General features: G+C 70.9%; 15 protein-coding genes. 9 read left to right on the top strand and 6 right to left on the bottom strand.

Going from position 1 to position 16,900, the window contains the following annotated elements:
- Positions 1-268: 268 nt before the first annotated feature.
- Positions 269-751 (bottom strand): MarR family winged helix-turn-helix transcriptional regulator, encoded by a 483-nt coding sequence (locus tag OG331_RS26150; RefSeq protein ID WP_406200426.1) that lies wholly within the window; start codon positions 749-751, stop codon positions 269-271.
- A 90-nt stretch (positions 752-841) separates the two neighbouring features.
- On the opposite strand from OG331_RS26150, the gene OG331_RS26155 reads away from it, so the two are divergent.
- The 8 genes from OG331_RS26155 to OG331_RS26190 all read left to right on the top strand — a co-directional run bounded on the left by OG331_RS26155 (position 842) and on the right by OG331_RS26190 (position 11,075).
- Positions 842-1,228 carry an HGxxPAAW family protein gene (locus tag OG331_RS26155; RefSeq protein WP_406200428.1) on the top strand — a complete coding sequence of 129 codons (387 nt, stop codon included), beginning with the start codon at positions 842-844 and terminating at the stop codon, positions 1,226-1,228.
- 90 nt (positions 1,229-1,318) lie between these two features.
- The gene (locus OG331_RS26160) at positions 1,319-2,206 is read left to right on the top strand and encodes a DUF2797 domain-containing protein (RefSeq protein WP_406200430.1); all 888 of its coding nucleotides are present in this window, start codon (positions 1,319-1,321) and stop codon (positions 2,204-2,206) included.
- Between the two features lie 174 nt (positions 2,207-2,380).
- Positions 2,381-3,121, top strand: coding sequence for a response regulator transcription factor (locus tag OG331_RS26165; protein ID WP_406200432.1), 741 nt, complete (start codon positions 2,381-2,383; stop codon positions 3,119-3,121).
- Entirely contained in the window at positions 3,118-4,731 is a 1,614-nt protein-coding gene (locus tag OG331_RS26170; protein ID WP_406200435.1) for an ATP-binding protein, read from the top strand. Before OG331_RS26165 ends, OG331_RS26170 begins: the two co-directional genes overlap by 4 nt.
- Before the next feature lie 14 nt (positions 4,732-4,745).
- Positions 4,746-6,251 (top strand): glycosyltransferase, encoded by a 1,506-nt coding sequence (locus tag OG331_RS26175; RefSeq protein WP_406200438.1) that lies wholly within the window; start codon positions 4,746-4,748, stop codon positions 6,249-6,251.
- Entirely contained in the window at positions 6,248-8,506 is a 2,259-nt protein-coding gene (locus OG331_RS26180) for an ArnT family glycosyltransferase (protein ID WP_406200440.1), read from the top strand. Before OG331_RS26175 ends, OG331_RS26180 begins: the two co-directional genes overlap by 4 nt.
- A gap of 115 nt (positions 8,507-8,621) precedes the next feature.
- Complete coding sequence (locus OG331_RS26185) at positions 8,622-10,127, top strand: MFS transporter (protein ID WP_406200442.1); 1,506 nt, start codon at positions 8,622-8,624, stop codon at positions 10,125-10,127.
- 153 nt (positions 10,128-10,280) lie between these two features.
- Positions 10,281-11,075, top strand: a complete 795-nt coding sequence (locus OG331_RS26190; protein ID WP_406200445.1) for a TetR/AcrR family transcriptional regulator — start codon at positions 10,281-10,283, stop codon at positions 11,073-11,075.
- Here OG331_RS26190 and OG331_RS26195 read toward each other — a convergent pair.
- The 4 genes from OG331_RS26195 to OG331_RS26210 form a co-directional block, all read right to left on the bottom strand.
- On the bottom strand, positions 11,072-11,545 hold the full coding sequence (locus OG331_RS26195) for a PPOX class F420-dependent oxidoreductase (RefSeq protein WP_328880630.1): 474 nt from the start codon (positions 11,543-11,545) through the stop codon (positions 11,072-11,074). The genes OG331_RS26190 and OG331_RS26195 overlap by 4 nt on opposite strands.
- A 49-nt stretch (positions 11,546-11,594) precedes the next feature.
- The gene (locus OG331_RS26200) at positions 11,595-12,419 is read right to left on the bottom strand and encodes a YceI family protein (protein WP_406200449.1); all 825 of its coding nucleotides are present in this window, start codon (positions 12,417-12,419) and stop codon (positions 11,595-11,597) included.
- A 272-nt stretch (positions 12,420-12,691) separates the two neighbouring features.
- Positions 12,692-15,223 carry an MFS transporter gene (locus OG331_RS26205; protein WP_406200452.1) on the bottom strand — a complete coding sequence of 844 codons (2,532 nt, stop codon included), beginning with the start codon at positions 15,221-15,223 and terminating at the stop codon, positions 12,692-12,694.
- Positions 15,224-15,236: 13 nt separating this feature from the next.
- Positions 15,237-15,689, bottom strand: coding sequence for a MarR family winged helix-turn-helix transcriptional regulator (locus OG331_RS26210; RefSeq protein ID WP_406200454.1), 453 nt, complete (start codon positions 15,687-15,689; stop codon positions 15,237-15,239).
- Between the two features lie 205 nt (positions 15,690-15,894).
- On the opposite strand from OG331_RS26210, the gene OG331_RS26215 reads away from it, so the two are divergent.
- Positions 15,895-16,089 (top strand): hypothetical protein, encoded by a 195-nt coding sequence (locus OG331_RS26215; RefSeq protein WP_328880634.1) that lies wholly within the window; start codon positions 15,895-15,897, stop codon positions 16,087-16,089.
- Positions 16,090-16,111: 22 nt separating this feature from the next.
- Here the strand turns inward: OG331_RS26215 and OG331_RS26220 are convergent, their stop codons facing one another.
- Positions 16,112-16,879 carry a hypothetical protein gene (locus OG331_RS26220; RefSeq protein ID WP_406200457.1) on the bottom strand — a complete coding sequence of 256 codons (768 nt, stop codon included), beginning with the start codon at positions 16,877-16,879 and terminating at the stop codon, positions 16,112-16,114.
- Positions 16,880-16,900 lie beyond the last annotated feature (21 nt).

Below are 16,900 nucleotides of genomic sequence, written 5' to 3' on the forward strand. Positions count from 1 at the left end.
GCTGCTCCTCTGAGGGACACAGCTCATCCCGGCGCGCCTTCAGGGGTGCCTCAGTGGGGTTTCAGCCGGGATCAGCCGAGGTCAACGATTCCGTTGTCCGCCCGCGCAGACGATGGAGTGACCTACCGGACCGGAGGTGGGGCAGGCTCCACCATACGAGGGGGGCAGTGCCGAGGTCGCCCGCAGTGAGGCCGGTGTCAGGGCCGGTGTCAGGGCTGGTATCAGGGCTGGTGTCCGGGTCGGCGCAGAGCCAGGGTCCGGGTCGGCGTCAGGCCTTGTCCTGGTCGCGGAGTTCGTCGATGTAGCCCTGCGCGAGGCCCGTTGTCCGCGTGAACCAGTCCGTGAGTACGGCGATCTCGTCGGCGGAGTAGTCGGCGAAGAGGTCGGTCAGGCGGCCGTAGTAGGGGCCGTAGAGGGCCTCGACGCGGGTGACCGCGGACGGGACGGCGGCCACGCGGACGCGGCGGCGGTCGGTCGGGTCGGGGCGGCGGGTGACGAAGCCGGCGCGTTCCAGCCGGTTGAGGATGCCGGTCATCGCGCCGGTCGTGACGTGGGCGTGCTCCGCGAGGTCGCCCGCCGTGAGGAGGTTCTCGCCGGCCTTCAGGACGCAGCCGAAACAGAGCAGGTCGGTGATGTTCAGGCCCAGCCGCTGGGCCATCTCCTGCTGGCCGAGCAGGTGGGCCGCGATGAGGGAGTCCATCGCCTCCAGCGCCTGGGCCGGGGTGGCGGCGGGACGCGGCTTGGCTTGCATCTTTTCTAATTGCCTTAGCTCGTGAGAGATTGAGTCGCTAAACTTCTTACATCGTGAGGGATTCGCTGCCTACGAGGAGGGAGCAGGCACATGAGCCAGTATGACGAGGGGCATACGGTCGCAGGATGGACCGGAACCGCGATCGCGACGCTCGGTTCCGCCGTGGTGGGGGCGGGGATATGCACGGTCTCGGCCGTGCTGATCACAGGCGGACTCGGCATCACGGCGGCGAGCGTCCTCGTCACCTGGGCCCTGCACCTCTCCGGCTGGGGCAAGCCTCCGGGCGTACGGCCGCGCGGCCAGTGGCGGATGGGGACACGCGACCTGAGCGCGCGGGAGGGGCATGCGGGCTGCTGGGGATGCCGGCTGGCGGGACGGGGGCGCGGACGGGCACTGGAACGGCGTACGTTCGCGGCGACTTCCGAGGCCGTCGCTGTCCCGGGCGAGCAGGAGCCCGCTGTTGCTGAAGCACGTTGAAGCACGCTGAGGCCGGTGGGGCAATGGGGCGATGGGGCAATTGGCCGCTGGACGGCCGTTGTCAGTGGCTGCCTCTACTCTCGAAGAGCGATGGCACAGGCATGGAGATGCAAGGGGCTGCGTTGGTCGGCGGACGGCCCTGAGCTGGCGTGGGACGGTGGTCGGCGCTCAGAGCTGACCTGGGGGAAACGGGTGGCCTTCGGGGTCGCGGAAGGGGGAGTGCGGACATGCGTGGGAGCGCGGGGGCATGCGTGTCCGGTGCCGGCGGTCGTGCCGGGGCGGAGCACGGGGGCGCGGTGCGAGGAGTGCGCGCGGCTGGACCGGGCGCACTCGGTGGCCGCGGACACGATCGCGGACGACCCACGCCCGTACCACGTATATCTGGCTTGGTTCGGCCCCGGGATGACCAAGGTCGGCATCACCGCCCTTGAGCGAGGCCCGGCCCGGCTGCTGGAACAGGGGGCGGTCTGCTTCAGCTGGCTGGGCGCGGGCCCGCTGATGGCGGCACGGCGCACGGAGGAACTGCTGCGGGCGGCCCTGCGGGTGCCGGACCGGATTCCGTACGCCGACAAGCGGGCGGTGCGGTCCGCGCTGCCGGCGTCGGCGGCGGAGCGGGCTGCCGAGGTGGCGGACCTGCACGCCCGGGCCGTTGCCCTTCCCGCCTGGCCGGAGTCACTCATCCGCGAGCCCTGCCAACCGGTCGACCATGTGGGGGTGTTCGGACTCGCGGATCTGCCGGCCGCCGTCGGGGTGGTGACCGAGCTGGTCGCGGGCGGGGCGGTGAGCGGGCGGCTGGTGGCGGCTGCGGGGCCGGATCTGCATGTGGAGACGGGCGGCGGGGTGGTCGTGGTCGACACACGGTTGATGACGGGGTGGGAGCTGGTGCCGACGGCCGGTGAGGGAGAGGGCGGCGAACTGACCATGCCGGTACGGGAGTTCAGGGAGCGGGAGGCGAGCGTGCAGGACGGGTTGTTCTGACGGCGGGCCGCGCCGGCAGGGGGCGGGCACCACGACCGCCGCGCGCGGGAGAGCTGGTGAGCGGGGGTCCCCAAGGAGTTCCCAGGCACTGCCTGAGAGCCTCCTGTGCGTTTCTTAGGAAACTCACAGGCTGTAGAAAGCGTGTTCTTAGAGGACGCCGATTAGGTGTCCACCATGACCACGACCTCGCCCCAGGGGCGCACCGAACTGCTGAGGCCGGACGGGAGCCCCGTCCGAGTGCTTGTGGTGGACGACGAGATGTCGATCACCGAACTTCTGTCCATGGCCCTGCGTTACGAGGGCTGGCAGATCCGGAGTGCGGGGGATGGCACCGGTGCCATCCAGACCGCGCGTGACTTCCGGCCCGACGCCGTCGTCCTGGACATGATGCTGCCGGACATGGACGGGCTGACCGTTCTCGGCCGGCTGCGGCGCGAGCTGCCGGACGTGCCGGTGCTGTTCCTGACGGCCAAGGACGCCGTGGAGGACCGTATCGCCGGGCTCACCGCCGGTGGTGACGACTACGTCACCAAGCCGTTCAGCCTGGAGGAGGTCGTGGCCCGGCTTCGCGGACTCATCCGGCGTTCCGGCGCCGCCGACCGGCGCTCCGACTCCGTGCTGGTCGTCGGGGACCTCACCCTCGACGAGGACAGCCACGAGGTGTCGCGGGCCGGGGAGAACATCCACCTCACCGCCACCGAGTTCGAGCTGCTGCGGTTCCTCATGCGCAATCCGCGGCGCGTGCTCAGCAAGGCGCAGATACTCGACCGGGTCTGGTCGTACGACTTCGGCGGGCAGGCCAACGTCGTCGAGCTGTACATCTCCTACCTGCGCCGGAAGATCGACGCCGGCCGGGAGCCGATGATCCACACCCGGCGCGGCGCCGGCTATCTGATCAAGCCCGCGGTGTCATGAGCGGGCGACGACGACCGCGTACGCAGAAGAGACGGGCGGGTCAGCCGCGCACCCTGCGGACGCGGCTCGTCGTCGCGTCGGTGGTGCTGATCGCCGTGGTGTGTGCGGTGATCGGCACCGTGACGACGCTCGCCCTGCGCTCGCACCTGTACGAACAGCTCGACGGTCAGCTCAACGAGGTCGCGGCTCGGGCATCGGGCTCGTTCAGGCCTCCGGACCAGCCCAAGGACACCGAGGCGCCCGACCAGGGGAGGAAACCCAAGGCGGTCGTTCTCAAGGACTTCGTCGCCAAGGGGCCACAGCCGAGCGGCACCATCGCGGCGAAGGTCCAGAACGGCTCCGTCACCGAAGCCCAGATCGGCAAGAAGACCACCGACGACAACGGCGTCCCCCAGATGAAGCCCGAGTCGCTCAGCGAGGCCGCGACGCAGGCGGTCGGCTCCGTTGCCCAGGACACCAAGAAGCACACCGTCGACATCCCCGGCTACGGCGAATACCGCGTCCAGTACGCCACCGGCCCCAACGGCACCTTCTACGTCGCCATCCCGACCACCGACGTCGACAACACCCTCAACACCCTCATCCTCATCGAAGCCAGCGTCACCGCCGCCGCCCTGGTCGCCGCCGGTATCGCCGGCACCGTCATCGTCGGCGTGGCCACCCGCCCCCTGCGCAGGGTCGCCGTCACGGCCACCCGAGTCTCCGAACTCCCCCTCCACACCGGCGAGGTCAACCTCAGCGAACGCGTCCCCGAGACCGAGACCGACCCGCACACCGAGGTCGGCCAGGTCGGCGCCGCGCTCAACCGGATGCTGGACCACGTCCACGCCGCCCTGCACTCCCGCCAGCAGAGCGAGATGCGGGTGCGGCAGTTCGTGGCCGACGCCAGCCATGAGCTGAGGACGCCGCTCGCCTCCATCCGCGGGTACGCCGAGCTGACCAGACGCGGCAGAGAGGAGGTCGGCCCCGACACCCGGCACGCGCTCGGCCGTATCGAGTCCGAGGCCGGGCGCATGACCTTCCTCGTCGAGGATCTCCTCCTGCTCGCGCGGCTGGACGCCGGACGGCCCCTGCAGTTCGAGCAGACCGACCTCATCCCGCTCGTCGTGGACACCATCAGCGACGCCCGCGCGGCCGGCATGGACCACAACTGGCGCCTCGACCTGCCCGACGAGCCCGCGCTCGTGTCGGCGGACGCGGCCCGTCTGCAACAGGTCCTCGTCAACCTGCTCGGCAACGCCCGCAACCACACCCCACCGGGTACGACCGTCAGCGCCCGGGTGCAGCGACGCGGCCCGTGGCTGTGCGTGGACGTCGAGGACAACGGCCAGGGCATCCCGGCCGATCTGCTCCCGCACGTCTTCGAGAGGTTCGCGCGCGGTGACTCCGCGCGCTCCCGTGCCACCGGCTCGACGGGCCTGGGCCTCGCGATCGTGCAGGCCGTGGCGACCGCGCACGGCGGCGCCGTGACCGTCGACAGCGTGCCCGGGCGCACCGTCTTCACGGTGCATCTGCCCGCGCTCCGCACGCCGCCGAGCCCCGAAATGAGCTGGCAACAGCACTCACAGGCACAGCACAGTGCCACCACATGGGCGGAACAGGGCGCCTGACAAAAGTCGGTGTCATGCGAACCGACTCTTCTCCCGGCACCCTGCCGGCGCGGGAGCACCTCCCGGCCGGCGACGCCGGTACGCCTGTCCTGGACGTAGTGATTCCCGTCTACAACGAGGAGAAGGACCTCCAGCCGTGTGTGCTGAGACTGCATGACCACCTCAAGCGCACGTTTCCGTACGCGTTCCGCATCACGATCGCGGACAACGCGTCGACGGACACCACCCCCCAGGTGTCCCGGCGGCTGGAGGCGGAGATCCCGGAGGTCAAGGCCTTCCGGCTGGAGCAGAAGGGCCGCGGCCGGGCGCTGCGGACCGTCTGGTCCGCCTCGGACGCCCCGATCCTCGCCTACATGGACGTGGACCTGTCCACCGACCTCAACGCCCTGCTGCCACTGGTGGCGCCGCTGATCTCCGGTCACTCGGATCTGGCGATCGGCTCCCGGCTCAGCCGGAGCTCGCGCGTGGTGCGCGGCGCCAAGCGGGAGCTCATCAGCCGCACGTACAACCTCATCCTGCGCGGCTCGCTCCAGGCCCGCTTCTCGGACGCGCAGTGCGGCTTCAAGGCGATACGCCGCGATGTCGCCCAGGTGCTGCTGCCGCTGATCGAGGACACCGGCTGGTTCTTCGACACCGAGATGCTGGTGCTCGCCGAGCGCGCGGGCCTGCGGATCCACGAGGTGCCGGTCGACTGGGTCGACGACCCCAACTCGACGGTGCACATCGTGAGGACGGCGACCGACGACCTCAAGGGCGTGTGGCGGGTGGGCAGGGCCCTGGCGACCGGCTCGCTGTCGCTGGACCGGCTCACCCGTCCCTTCGGCGACGACCCGCGCGACCGCGAGATCAAGGACGTACCCAGGGGCCTGGCCCGTCAGCTCGTCGGCTTCTGTGTCGTCGGCGGCCTGTCCACCCTCTTCTACCTCCTCCTCTACAGCGGCTTCCGCGTCTTCACCGGCTCGCAGATCGCCAACGCGCTCGCCCTGCTGGTCTCCGCGATCGCCAACACGGCGGCCAACCGGCGCCTCACCTTCGGGGTGCGCGGCCGGGGCGGTGCCGTCCGGCACCAGGCGCAGGGCCTGGTCGTCTTCGGGATCGGACTCGCCCTGACCAGCGGTTCGCTGGCCGCCCTGAACGCGGCCAGCAGCGACCCCGGCCACTCGACCGAACTCGCCGTCCTGATCGCCGCCAACCTCGCGGCGACCGTGCTGCGCTTCCTGCTCTTCAGGGCGTGGGTGTTCCCGGACCGACGCGACGCCGACGCGACGGTGGGCGCCCCGTACACCCCGGTCCACACCCCGTCCTCCCCGGCCTACTCCACGGTGGGCGCCGGCTCCATGGCGCAGCCCGGCCACCACGGCCCGCTCCCGCAGCGCCCGGTCACCCGGAGCGCTCCCCACCACCCGTTCGACACCACTCAGTTCCGCGCCGGTGAAGCCGCGGACGGCAACGGGCGGGACGCCACCATGCGGTTGCAGCCGGTGCGCCCGCACGACACCGACTCCAGGGACCTGCGATGACCGTTCACTACGACCAGCAGACCTACGACCACGGCAGAGACGCGGACCCCGCCACCTGGGGCCCTCCCCCGCCGCCCCCGTCCGCCGCACCGGCGCCCGGGGCCGGTGAACCCGAGCAGCCCTTCGTGCGACGGCTGTGGCGCGGGCGTCCCGAGGACCCGCGCTGGGCCCGCCCGGCCTTCCTGGGCCTCCTCCTCGCCACCCTCGTCCTCTACCTCTGCAACCTGAGTGCCTCCGGCTACGCCAACTCCTTCTACTCGGCGGCCGTCCAGGCCGGCAGCCAGTCCTGGAAGGCGTTCTTCTTCGGCTCGCTGGACGCGGCCAACGCCATCACCGTCGACAAGCCCCCGGCCTCCCTGTGGCCGATGGCCCTGTCGGTCCGCCTCTTCGGCCTCCACTCCTGGGCGATCCTGCTCCCCGAGGTCCTGATGGGCGTCGGCACCGTGGCCGTGGTGTACGCGGCCGTGCGCCGCCGCTTCAGCCCCGCGGCCGGCCTGATCTCGGGCGCCGTGCTGGCGCTCACACCCGTCGCGGCGCTGATGTTCCGGTTCAACAACCCGGACGCGATGCTGGCCCTGCTGATGGCCGTGGCCTGCTACTTCGTCATCCGGGGCCTGGAGGACGGCCGTACCAGGTGGCTGGTGTGGGCGGGCGTCGCGATCGGTTTCGCGTTCCTCGCCAAGACCCTGCAGGCCTTCCTGATCCTGCCGCCGCTCGCGCTCGTGTACGCGGTCTGCGCGCCGGTGTCGGTGAAGAAGCGGATCGGTCAGCTCGCCGCCGGCCTGGTCGCGATCGTCGTCTCCGGCGGCTGGTGGGTCGCGATCGTCGAACTGTGGCCCGCCTCCTCCCGCCCCTACATCGGCGGCTCGCAGAACAACTCCTTCCTTGAGCTGACCTTCGGTTACAACGGCCTCGGCCGGCTCAACGGCGAGGAGACCGGCAGCGTCGGCGGGGGCGGTGGCGGCGGAAACGGCGGCGGCAACTGGGGCGAGACCGGCTGGGACCGTCTCTTCGGCTCCAGCATCGGCGGCCAGATCTCCTGGCTGATCCCGGCCGCGCTGATCCTGCTGATCGCGGGCCTGGTGGCCACGCTCCCCCACTCTCGAATTCGCTCAAGCGGGGGGACCCCCATGGCACGCCGTACGTCGGTGACGCGCGGGTCGTTCCTGGTCTGGGGCGGCGCGCTGATCACGACCGTGCTGGTCTTCAGCTACATGCAGGGCATCTTCCACGAGTACTACACGGTGGCCCTCGCCCCCTACATCGCCCCGCTGATCGGCATGGGCACGGCGCTGCTCTGGGAGAAGCGCGACAAGGCGTGGGCGTCGCTGACCCTGGCCGCCACGATGACGGCCACCGCGGTCTGGGGCTACGTCCTGCTCAACCGCTCCTCCGACTACCTGCCCTGGCTGAAGTGGGTCGTGCTGGTCGGCGGTCTGGCCGCGGCGCTGGGCCTGATCTTCGCCTCGAAGCTCGGGCGTCAACTCACCATGGGGGTCGTCGGGTTGGGCCTCGTCGCGGCGCTGGCCGGTCCGACGGCGTACACCCTCACCACGGTGAACGAAGGCCACACCGGCTCGATCGTCACGGCGGGGCCCGCTGTCTCGGGCGGCCGTGGCGGTGGCCCCGGCGGTGGCGGCATGGGCGGCGGCCCCGGCGGTGGCGGCATGCCCGGCCAGAACCAGCAGGGCCAGCAGGGACAGCAGGGGCAGGGCCAGCAGGGCGGCCAGAACCAGCAGAACGGCAACGTCTTCCCGGGCGGCGGTATGCCGGGCCAGGGCCGGCCGAACGGCAATGGCAATGGCAACACCCAGGGCCAGAACCAGCAGGGCGGCGGCCAGATGGGTGAAGGCGGTCGTATGGGCGGCGGTGGCGGCGTGGGCGGCCTGCTCAACGGCGCCAGCGTCAGCGACGAGGCCAAGGACCTGCTGGAGAAGAACGCGAGCGACTACACCTGGGTGGCCGCGGCCATCGGCGCCCAGAACGCCGCGAGCTACCAGCTCTCCACCGGCGACCCGGTCATGGCGATCGGCGGCTTCAACGGCACCGACCCGTCCCCGACGCTGGCGGAGTTCAAGAAGTACGTGACCGAAGGAAAGATCCACTACTTCATCGCCAGCGGCTCCGGCGGCGGCATGGGCGGCAGCAGCAGCGGCACGTCCTCGCAGATCACCGAGTGGGTCGAGGCCAACTTCAAGCAGGTGACGGCCGGCTCGTCGACGTTCTACGACCTGACGCAGCAGACCGGCAGCTGACGGTTCTCGCAGAGGAAGGGCGTACGGCCGCCGAGGCCGTACGCCCTTCCGGCGTTTCCGGGGCGGCGGAAATTCGCGTTGTACGGTGTATGGGATCTGTTCTACGGTGTACAGCATGACGACGTCCCCCCAGGAACAGGCCCCGGCCGTGCCACAGCCCGCGGCGCCGGGCGGCCACCCGCAGCGATGGCTGATCCTCGGTGTCCTGTGCGTCGCGGTGCTCACCGTGGTGCTCGACAACACCGTCCTGAACGTGGCCATCCCCTCGCTCACCCGCGAGCTGGGCGCGGCCACCTCCGACATCCAGTGGATGATCAACGCCTACTCGCTCGTGCAGTCGGGTCTGCTGCTGACGGCAGGCAGCGCCGCCGACCGCTACGGCCGCAAGAAGATGCTGGCCGCGGGCCTGGCCCTGTTCGGCGTCGGCTCGCTCGTGGCCGGCCTCGCCGACTCCACGGGCCAGCTGATCGCGGCCCGCGCCGGGATGGGCGTCGGCGGCGCCCTGCTGATGACCACCGTCCTGGCCGTGGCCATACAGATCTTCACGCCGGAGGAGCAGCCGAAGGCGATCGGCATCTGGGCCGCGGTGAACTCGCTGGGCTTCGCGGCGGGTCCGCTGCTCGGCGGCTTCATGCTGAACCACTTCTGGTGGGGCGCGATCTTCCTGATCAACATCCCGGTGGCGGTGCTCGCCCTGGTGGCCGTCGTGGTGCTGGTCCCGGAGTCGAAGAACCCGCAGGGAGACCGCCCCGACCTGGTGGGTGCCGTGCTCTCCACGATCGGCATGGCCTCCCTGGTGTTCGCGATCATCTCCGGGCCCGAACACGGCTGGGCGTCGGGCCGCGTCCTGGTGACGGCGGCCGTGGCCGTCGTCGTGCTGGTCGCCTTCGCGTACTGGGAGAGCCGGATCCCGTACCCCATGATCGACATGCACTTCTTCCGGAACCGGCAGTTCACAGGGGCGGTCTCGGGCGGAATCCTCATCACGTTCGGCATGGGCGGGTCGCTCTTCCTGCTCACCCAGCACATGCAGTTCGTGCTCGGCTACGAGCCTCTGGAGGCCGGGCTGCGGACGGCCCCGCTGGCCCTGATGATCGTGGCGCTGAACTTCACCGGCGTGGCGGCGAAGTGGTCGGCCCGACTGGGGAACCCGCTCGCCATCGGGCTCGGCATGGCGGTCATGGCGGCCGGCCTGGCCTCCATCGCCACGATGGCCTCCGGCGGTTACGCCGGCACGCTGCTGGGGCTGGTACTCATCGGCACCGGTGCCGCGGTCGCCAGTCCGGCGATGTCACACGCCATCATGAGCGCGATTCCGCCGGAGAAGGCCGGGGTCGGCGGCGGGATCAACGGGACGGTGGCGGAGTTCGGCACCGGGCTCGGGGTCGCCGTGCTGGGGGCGCTGCTCAACTCGCGGTTCGCGGCTCTGATTCCGGTGGCGGCGACGTCCCTGCCGGCGGCGCTGTCCATGGCGGACGGCGAGGCCGAGAAGGGGCGGATTCTGGACGCGTTCTCGTCCGGGCTGGAGAGCAGCCTGTTGGTGGGGGCGTCGGCTGTGCTGCTCGGGGGGTTGGTCGCGTGGGCGTTGCTTCGGCGTGCTGAGCGGGCAGAGTTCGCCTGAGAGCTCGGGACACAGGGGCTGTGGGACGACTGCGGGTTCGTTGTGGCTGATCGCGCCCACGCGGCGGAGCCGCACATCGACACAGCCCCGCGCCCCTACGGGGGCGTTGCCGCCTAGCATCTTGATCAGTGACGGAGTCGAGGAAGGTGCGCCATGGTGAGGGCAGCCGGGCAGTCCGCACGGACCAGCGTCTGGCTTGAGGGCAAGGAACGTCGTGGCGGACGGGGCGGCGGGCAGCCCTCCGGCCTCGACCGGGACCGGATCACCGAGGTGACCATACGGCTGCTGGACGCGGACGGGCTGGCCAAGTTCTCCATGCGACGCCTGGCCGCCGAGCTGAACGTGACCGCGATGTCCGTGTACTGGTACGTCGACACCAAGGACGACCTCCTCGAACTCGCCCTGGACGCCGCGTTCGGCGAGCTGACCCTGCCCGACCCGGAGACCGACGAGGACTGGCGCGACCAACTGCGCGCGCTGGCCGGCGAGTACCGCGGCCTGCTGGTCCGGCACCCGTGGCTGTCGCCGCTGATCGGCACGTACGTCAACATCGGCCCCAACAGCCTCGCCTTCTCCCGTCAGGTCCAGCGGATCATCCGCAAGACCGGCCTCCCGGCACACGGCCTGGTCGCGGCCATCTCCGCCGTCTTCCAGTTCGTGTACGGCTTCGGCACGATCGAGGGCCATTTCATCGCCCGCAGCGCGGCGTTCGGCATGACCCCCGACGACTACTTCCAGCACGCCATGAGCACGGTCACCCAGGCCCCGGAGGCCGCCGACATCGTCCAGGAGTCCGCGGAACTCATGGAGGCGCGGGGCGGCGACACGGTGCAGGAGATGTGGGAGAGGGACTTCGGCTTCGCCCTGGACCTACTGGTGGCAGGCATCGAGGCCATGGTGGCGCGAAGCTCCCCTCAGCCCCCTACCCCTCAGCGCCCCACCCCTTAGGCGCCGCCCTCAACGAGCCGCGCAGGAAACCCGCCCGTCGCCACCGGCCCCCACTTCTCCGGCGTGACCCGAATGATCGACTTCCCCTGCTTCAGCATCGCCGCCCGGTACTCGTCCCAGTCCGGGTGCTCCCCGGCGATGTTGCGGTAGTACTCGACGAGCGGCTCCACCGACTCCGGCGAGTCGATGACCTCGGCGGAACCGTCGATCTGCACCCACGGCCCGTTCCAGTCGTCGCTCAGCACGAGCAGGCTGACCCGCTGGTCCCGCTTGGCGTTGCGGGTCTTGGCCCGCTCGGGGTACGTGGACACGACGATCCGCCCCGAGTCGTCCACCCCGCAGGTCAGCGGCGAGGCCTGCGCGCTGCCGTCGGCCCGCCGGGTCAGCAGGATGGCGCGGTGACGGGGCCGTACGAAGTCGAGCAGCTCTTCGAGCGAAACGCGCGTGTTGGTCGCGATGTTCGGTGCCATGGGGTCAGCCTAGGGGCCGGCCGGCCCTCTCGGCCTGACCCTGGCGTGCCTACCCTTGCGGCAGGGATTCCCCCTGGACCGCCTGGATGTCCAGCTCGACCCTGAGCGTCGTACCGATGGCCGCGATCCCCGCCTGGACGACCTGGTTGTAGTTCATGGCGAAGTCGTCCCGGTGCAGTTCGGTCGTCGCCCGGAACGCCGCCCGTGTGCCGCCCCAGGGGTCGGCGCCCGTGCCGAGGTAGGCGAGGTCCAGGTCCACCGGCCGTACGACACCGTGCATGGTCAGCTCGCCGTGCACCGTCCAGCGGTCGGTGCCCGCGGCAGCCGTGACTCCCGTCGAGCGATACGTGATCTCGGGGAACTTCTCCACATCCAGGAAGTCCGGCGACTTCAGATGCCCGTCCCGCATGCCGTTCCCCGTGTCGATCGAGTCGGCCCGGATCACCGCCTCGACCCGCGACTTGGCCACATCGTCCGGCGCGATCTCGATCGAGCCCCCGAACTCCGTGAACCGCCCGTGCACGCTGGAGATCCCTAGGTGCTGGGCGACGGCGGCCACGCTGGAGTGGGCCGGGTCGACCGTCCACGGCCCGGGCGGCGGCAGTTCCGTGCCGCCCTGCCGGGCCAGCGTCACCGTGCCGACCTCGGCCCGGCCGCTCGCGGTGACGATCGCGCTCGCGGCGGCGGGGGCGTACCCGACGGCGGTGACGATGACGGTGTACGCCCCCGCAGGCAGCGGATTCGCGTCCCGTACGGCCCCCTCCGCGTCCGCCTCCACCCGCAGCACCTGCGTTCCGGTCATGTCTGTCACCGTCACGACCGCGTGCGACACGGCCCAACCGTCCCGGGTACGGATCCTCGCGGTCAGTCCCATCTCACGTACTCCCTCAGAAAAGTCCCAAAAGAATCCGGCCCGCGGCGGCGGCGCACCTCCGCTCAGAGCGCGCCGCCCGCCACGGGCCGGGGCATGGCCCGGTCGCCAATCTCCCGCCTGCCGTGCGGCGTCTGGCACGCGCATCTGCCGCGTTGTCGTCGGTTGCCGACGCATGCGTCGACGCCCTCCTCCGCCTTGCAGCTGCACGCACCAGACGCCGCACGGCCCGCCCTTCGGGCGGACGACGGGAGATTGGCGACCGGGCCATTCGACTACTCGCCGGGGTGGGCGAGTTCGATGTCGTGGTCGTCGGCTCCGCGGCCGGTGACCGTCAGGGCCGTCGCCACCGGCGGGTAGCCCGTCGCGATGACCGTGTACTCGCCGCCGTCCAGGTCGGTGAAGGCGTACGCCCCGTCCGGCCCGGTGGTGGCACTGCCCACGACGTTGCCCGCGGCGTCCACCAGCGTGACGCGCGCGTCGGCCAGCGGGCCGTGCGGCGCCCGTACGACGCCCTGGACCTGGGCACCTGCCTCCAGGTCGACCTCGACCCGGGTGACCCCGGTGCCGCCGATCTCGACGGGCAGGGCGCGCGGCCGGTATCCGGCGGCGTTCACCGCGACGGTCACGGCACCCGGGACCAGCTCGGCGAAGCTGAACTCGCCCTGCTCGCCGGTGGCCGCCGTGGCCAGCAGATCGCCGCGCACGTCGGTGACGATCACCATCGCGTCCTTGACGGCCAGCGCGCTCCCCGCGGCCCGGACCACACCGGTCAGGCCGCTGGTGCCGCTGAGCAGGATGTCGTACGCCACCGGGTCGTCGCCGCCCACGACGATCGTGGAGGCCTGCGGCTGGAAGCCGTCGGCGGAGGCGATCAGGACGTACGAGCCCGCGCCGGGCGCGTCGACCGCGTACGAGCCGTCGCCCTGTGCCACCGAGCGGCCCAGCTGGCGCCCGGCCAGGGAGATCAGCGTGACGGCGGCCTGCGGCACCGGCGCGCTCTCCGCGCCCCGCACGAAGCCGCGGACCGGGACGCCGCCGGACGACGCACCGCCGGTCTCCTCGGCATGCGCCACCGTGGCGACGGCGGCGAGCTTCTGGGTGCCGTCGGGAGCGGCCTCCGTGTCCGAGGAGGCGGAGGAGGCGGCGGCCCAGCTCGGCACCCGCTCCTGCGCAGGGGCCGGCGCGGCGGCCTCGGCGGGCTCCGGCGTCGCGGGCTCGGTGCCCTCGGCTGCCTGGGCCAGGGCGCCCTTGGTCTTCAACGGGACCTCCTTGATGAACAGGGCGAACAGGAGGGCGAGGAAGGCGATCGGCGCGGCGTACAGGAAGACGTCAGCGACGCCGTGGCCGTACGCGCTCTCGATGACCGTGCGCACCGGTCCGGGCAGCGCGTCGAGGTCGGGGATCTCGCCGTGGCCGGACGAGCCGCCCTGGACGCCGAGCTTGGTCATGCCCTCCTCGGCGTAGTGGGTGATGCGGTGGCTGAGGACCGCGCCGAGGGCCGAGACGCCCATGGCGCCGCCGAGGGAGCGGAAGAAGTTCACGACCGAGCTGGCGACGCCCAGGTCGCTCGGGGCCACCTGGTTCTGGGTCGCCAGGACCAGGTTCTGCATCATCATGCCGACGCCGAGACCCAGCAGGGCCATGAAGATCGCGACGTGCCAGTACTCGGTGTCGTAGCGGATCGTGCCCAGCAGCCCGAGGCCCGCCGTCACCAGCACACCGCCGGCGAGCAGCCACGCCTTCCAGCGGCCGGTGCGGGTGATGACCTGGCCGGAGACGGTCGACGAGACGAACAGGCCGACGATCATCGGGATCGTCAGGACACCGGACATGGTCGGCGACTCGTTGCGGGCCAGCTGGAAGTACTGGCTGAAGAAGATCGTGCCCGCGAACATCGCGATGCCGACGAAGAGGGACGCCAGCGAGGCGAGCGTGATGGTGCGGTTGCGGAACAGGCGCAGCGGGACGATCGGCTCGCTCGCCCTGGACTCGACGAAGACGAAGATCAGCAGCAGCGCGAGCGAGCCGCCGGTCATCGCGTAGGTCTGCCAGGACAGCCAGTCGTACTTGTCGCCGGCGAAGGTCACCCAGACCAGCAGCAGGCAGACCGCGGCGGTGATGAAGAAGGCGCCGGCCCAGTCGACCTTGACCTTCCGGCGGACGACCGGGAGGTGCAGGGTGCGCTGCAGCACGATCAGGGCGACGACTGCGAAGGGCACGCCGACGTAGAAGCACCAGCGCCAGCCGAGCCAGTCGGTGTCGGTGATGACACCGCCGATCAGCGGGCCGCCGACCATCGCGGTCGCGAAGGTGGCGCCGAGGTAGCCGTTGTACCGGCCGCGCTCACGCGGGGAGATCATCGCGGCCAGGATGATCTGGGCCAGCGAGGACAGACCGCCCATGCCGATGCCCTGCACCGCGCGGAACGTGATGAGCATGGCCGGGTTCTGCGACAGACCGGCCAGCGCGGAGCCGGCCACGAAGATCACGAGGGCCAGCTGTATGAGGAGCTTCTTGGAGAAGAGGTCGGCGAGCTTGCCCCACAGCGGGGTGGACGCGGTCATCGCCAGCAGCGACGCGGTGACCACCCAGGTGTAGGCGCTCTGGCCGCCGCCGAGGTCCTTGATGATGTCGGGCAGGGCGTTGGAGACGATCGTCGACGACAGGATCGCGACGAACATGCCGAGCAGCAGCCCGGTCAGTGCCTCCATGATCTGCCGGTGCGACATCGGGGCGCCGTCGGCGGAGGCACCTGCTGAGTGCTTGGCGTGCGCCCGCACACCGGCTGGTGTGGTCGTTGCCATGAAATTCCTTTTCCTACTGGGTGATCGCGGGTGTACGGGGGGACTCGTCGAAGGACGACCTCAGCCGCGCCATGAGCCGGGTGAGCTGGGCGACCTCGTCATCGGTCCAGTCGCTCAGGCGCTCGGCGAGCATCTGCGTGGTGCACCGCGAAAGCCGGTCCACCTGTGCCAGGCCCTCGGGCGTCAGGCGCAGGATGCGTGAGCGCTTGTCCGCCGGGTCGGCGGACCGTTCGATCCAGCCGCGCTCCACGATGTGGGCGACATGGCGACTGGTGACCGACATGTCCACGGCCAGCAACTCCGCGAGCTTGCTCATGCGCATGTCGCCGTGGCGGTTCAGCAAGGTCAGGACGGCGGCGGAACCGGCGGGACAGTCGGTTGGCAGGACCCGCCCCATCTCCCGCTTCACGGCGCCGAAGGCGCTGAACTGACGGACCAGCTCCTCGTACTGCGCCTGCTCGGCCATCACACCTCCGTCGTTTGTTGCTTAGGGCAACCATAGAAGCAATTGGTTGCTACAGGCAAACAAACGGGGTGGCCGGGCCGCAAAAACTTGGCAAAGGCAAGTATTGCGACCGTAAATGTGCAGGTCGCGTGGGTCCTGTGACCCCCTGTGCAGGGCAGGAGCCCCCACTTGGGCCGAACGCGCGGATTCGCTAGGGTCTCAGGCCATGGCTAACACCCAGGGCCCCCAGGGCAACCACGACCCCGCAGGCAACACCCAGATGTTCCGCGCGTTCGTCGACGAGGGCCCGCAGGGCGGTCGGCAGCAGGCGGCTTCGAGCGGTCCCCGCATCGGCCTGATCGTCGGCGTGATCGCCGCCGTGGTGATCGTCGCGGCGGTCGCCTGGCTGGCACTCAAGTAGACCTACGGCCCCTGCGACAGGCCTAGTTCCACTGGACGGAGACGTCCTGCGTCTCGACGTGCATGCCGAGCGGCACCCGCCAGGACTCGACGCACACCGTCCAGCTCTTCTCCTTGCGCGCGCCGGCCTTGATCGGCGCCGGGAGTTCCTCCGACGACTCGATCGTCGCCCAGTCGATGCCGAGCGCGCCGATGATGTGGGTGCCGAAGGTGACGGTGCCCGAACGCACGGCCGTGCCGCCCGAGTTGCGGAAGTCGAGCGTCACCTTCTCGCACCAGCGCTTGTCAGCGGGCTCCCGTACGGGGTCGCTCACGGTCAGCTTCGCGGGCGAGGGAGTGGTCGCGGGCGTCGAGGGTGCGGGTGAACTGCCGGGCGGGGCGGCCGGGTCGGCCGGCGTGACCGCGCGGCCGGGGGATTCGCCCGGGGGACTGCCGGGACTCGCCGTCCCTTCGCGCTCTGCTTCCAGAGCGGGTGTCGGCTCCTGACTCCCGCCCTGGCCAGGGGAGTTACGGCCACTCTCGCCGCTGCCACCGCTGTTGTCGCCACCCTCGCCACCCTCGCCGCCCTTCGGCCCGTCGAGCGGCACCAGCGTCACCTCGCCCGTCGGCACGGCAGCCGTACCGGAGATGCGGGGCGGCCCGCCCGCCGCGCCCGTCGCGACATACCCGTCACCGCCTCCGCCGTCCCCGCACGCGGCCGGCGCCCCGCCCAGGCAGACGACGGCCGCCGAAGCACCGATCACGGTGCGCCGACGGCCAGGTGTCGAGGTCGTCCATATCCGGCGAAGCATCGGGCCATGGTGGCTGACGCT

Origin of the sequence: Streptomyces sp. NBC_01017, assembly GCF_045162795.1 — a bacterium.
Lineage (GTDB): Bacteria > Actinomycetota > Actinomycetes > Streptomycetales > Streptomycetaceae > Streptomyces > Streptomyces machairae.

Coding starts and splice junctions, on each gene's coding strand:
- OG331_RS26150 (WP_406200426.1), bottom strand. CDS start 751: ATGCAAGCCAAGCCGCGTCCCGCCGCCACCCCGGCCCAGGCGCTGGAG.
- OG331_RS26155 (WP_406200428.1), top strand. CDS start 842: ATGAGCCAGTATGACGAGGGGCATACGGTCGCAGGATGGACCGGAACC.
- OG331_RS26160 (WP_406200430.1), top strand. CDS start 1,319: ATGGCACAGGCATGGAGATGCAAGGGGCTGCGTTGGTCGGCGGACGGC.
- OG331_RS26165 (WP_406200432.1), top strand. CDS start 2,381: ATGACCACGACCTCGCCCCAGGGGCGCACCGAACTGCTGAGGCCGGAC.
- OG331_RS26170 (WP_406200435.1), top strand. CDS start 3,118: ATGAGCGGGCGACGACGACCGCGTACGCAGAAGAGACGGGCGGGTCAG.
- OG331_RS26175 (WP_406200438.1), top strand. CDS start 4,746: ATGCGAACCGACTCTTCTCCCGGCACCCTGCCGGCGCGGGAGCACCTC.
- OG331_RS26180 (WP_406200440.1), top strand. CDS start 6,248: ATGACCGTTCACTACGACCAGCAGACCTACGACCACGGCAGAGACGCG.
- OG331_RS26185 (WP_406200442.1), top strand. CDS start 8,622: ATGACGACGTCCCCCCAGGAACAGGCCCCGGCCGTGCCACAGCCCGCG.
- OG331_RS26190 (WP_406200445.1), top strand. CDS start 10,281: ATGGTGAGGGCAGCCGGGCAGTCCGCACGGACCAGCGTCTGGCTTGAG.
- OG331_RS26195 (WP_328880630.1), bottom strand. CDS start 11,545: ATGGCACCGAACATCGCGACCAACACGCGCGTTTCGCTCGAAGAGCTG.
- OG331_RS26200 (WP_406200449.1), bottom strand. CDS start 12,419: ATGGGACTGACCGCGAGGATCCGTACCCGGGACGGTTGGGCCGTGTCG.
- OG331_RS26205 (WP_406200452.1), bottom strand. CDS start 15,223: ATGGCAACGACCACACCAGCCGGTGTGCGGGCGCACGCCAAGCACTCA.
- OG331_RS26210 (WP_406200454.1), bottom strand. CDS start 15,689: ATGGCCGAGCAGGCGCAGTACGAGGAGCTGGTCCGTCAGTTCAGCGCC.
- OG331_RS26215 (WP_328880634.1), top strand. CDS start 15,895: ATGGCTAACACCCAGGGCCCCCAGGGCAACCACGACCCCGCAGGCAAC.
- OG331_RS26220 (WP_406200457.1), bottom strand. CDS start 16,879: ATGCTTCGCCGGATATGGACGACCTCGACACCTGGCCGTCGGCGCACC.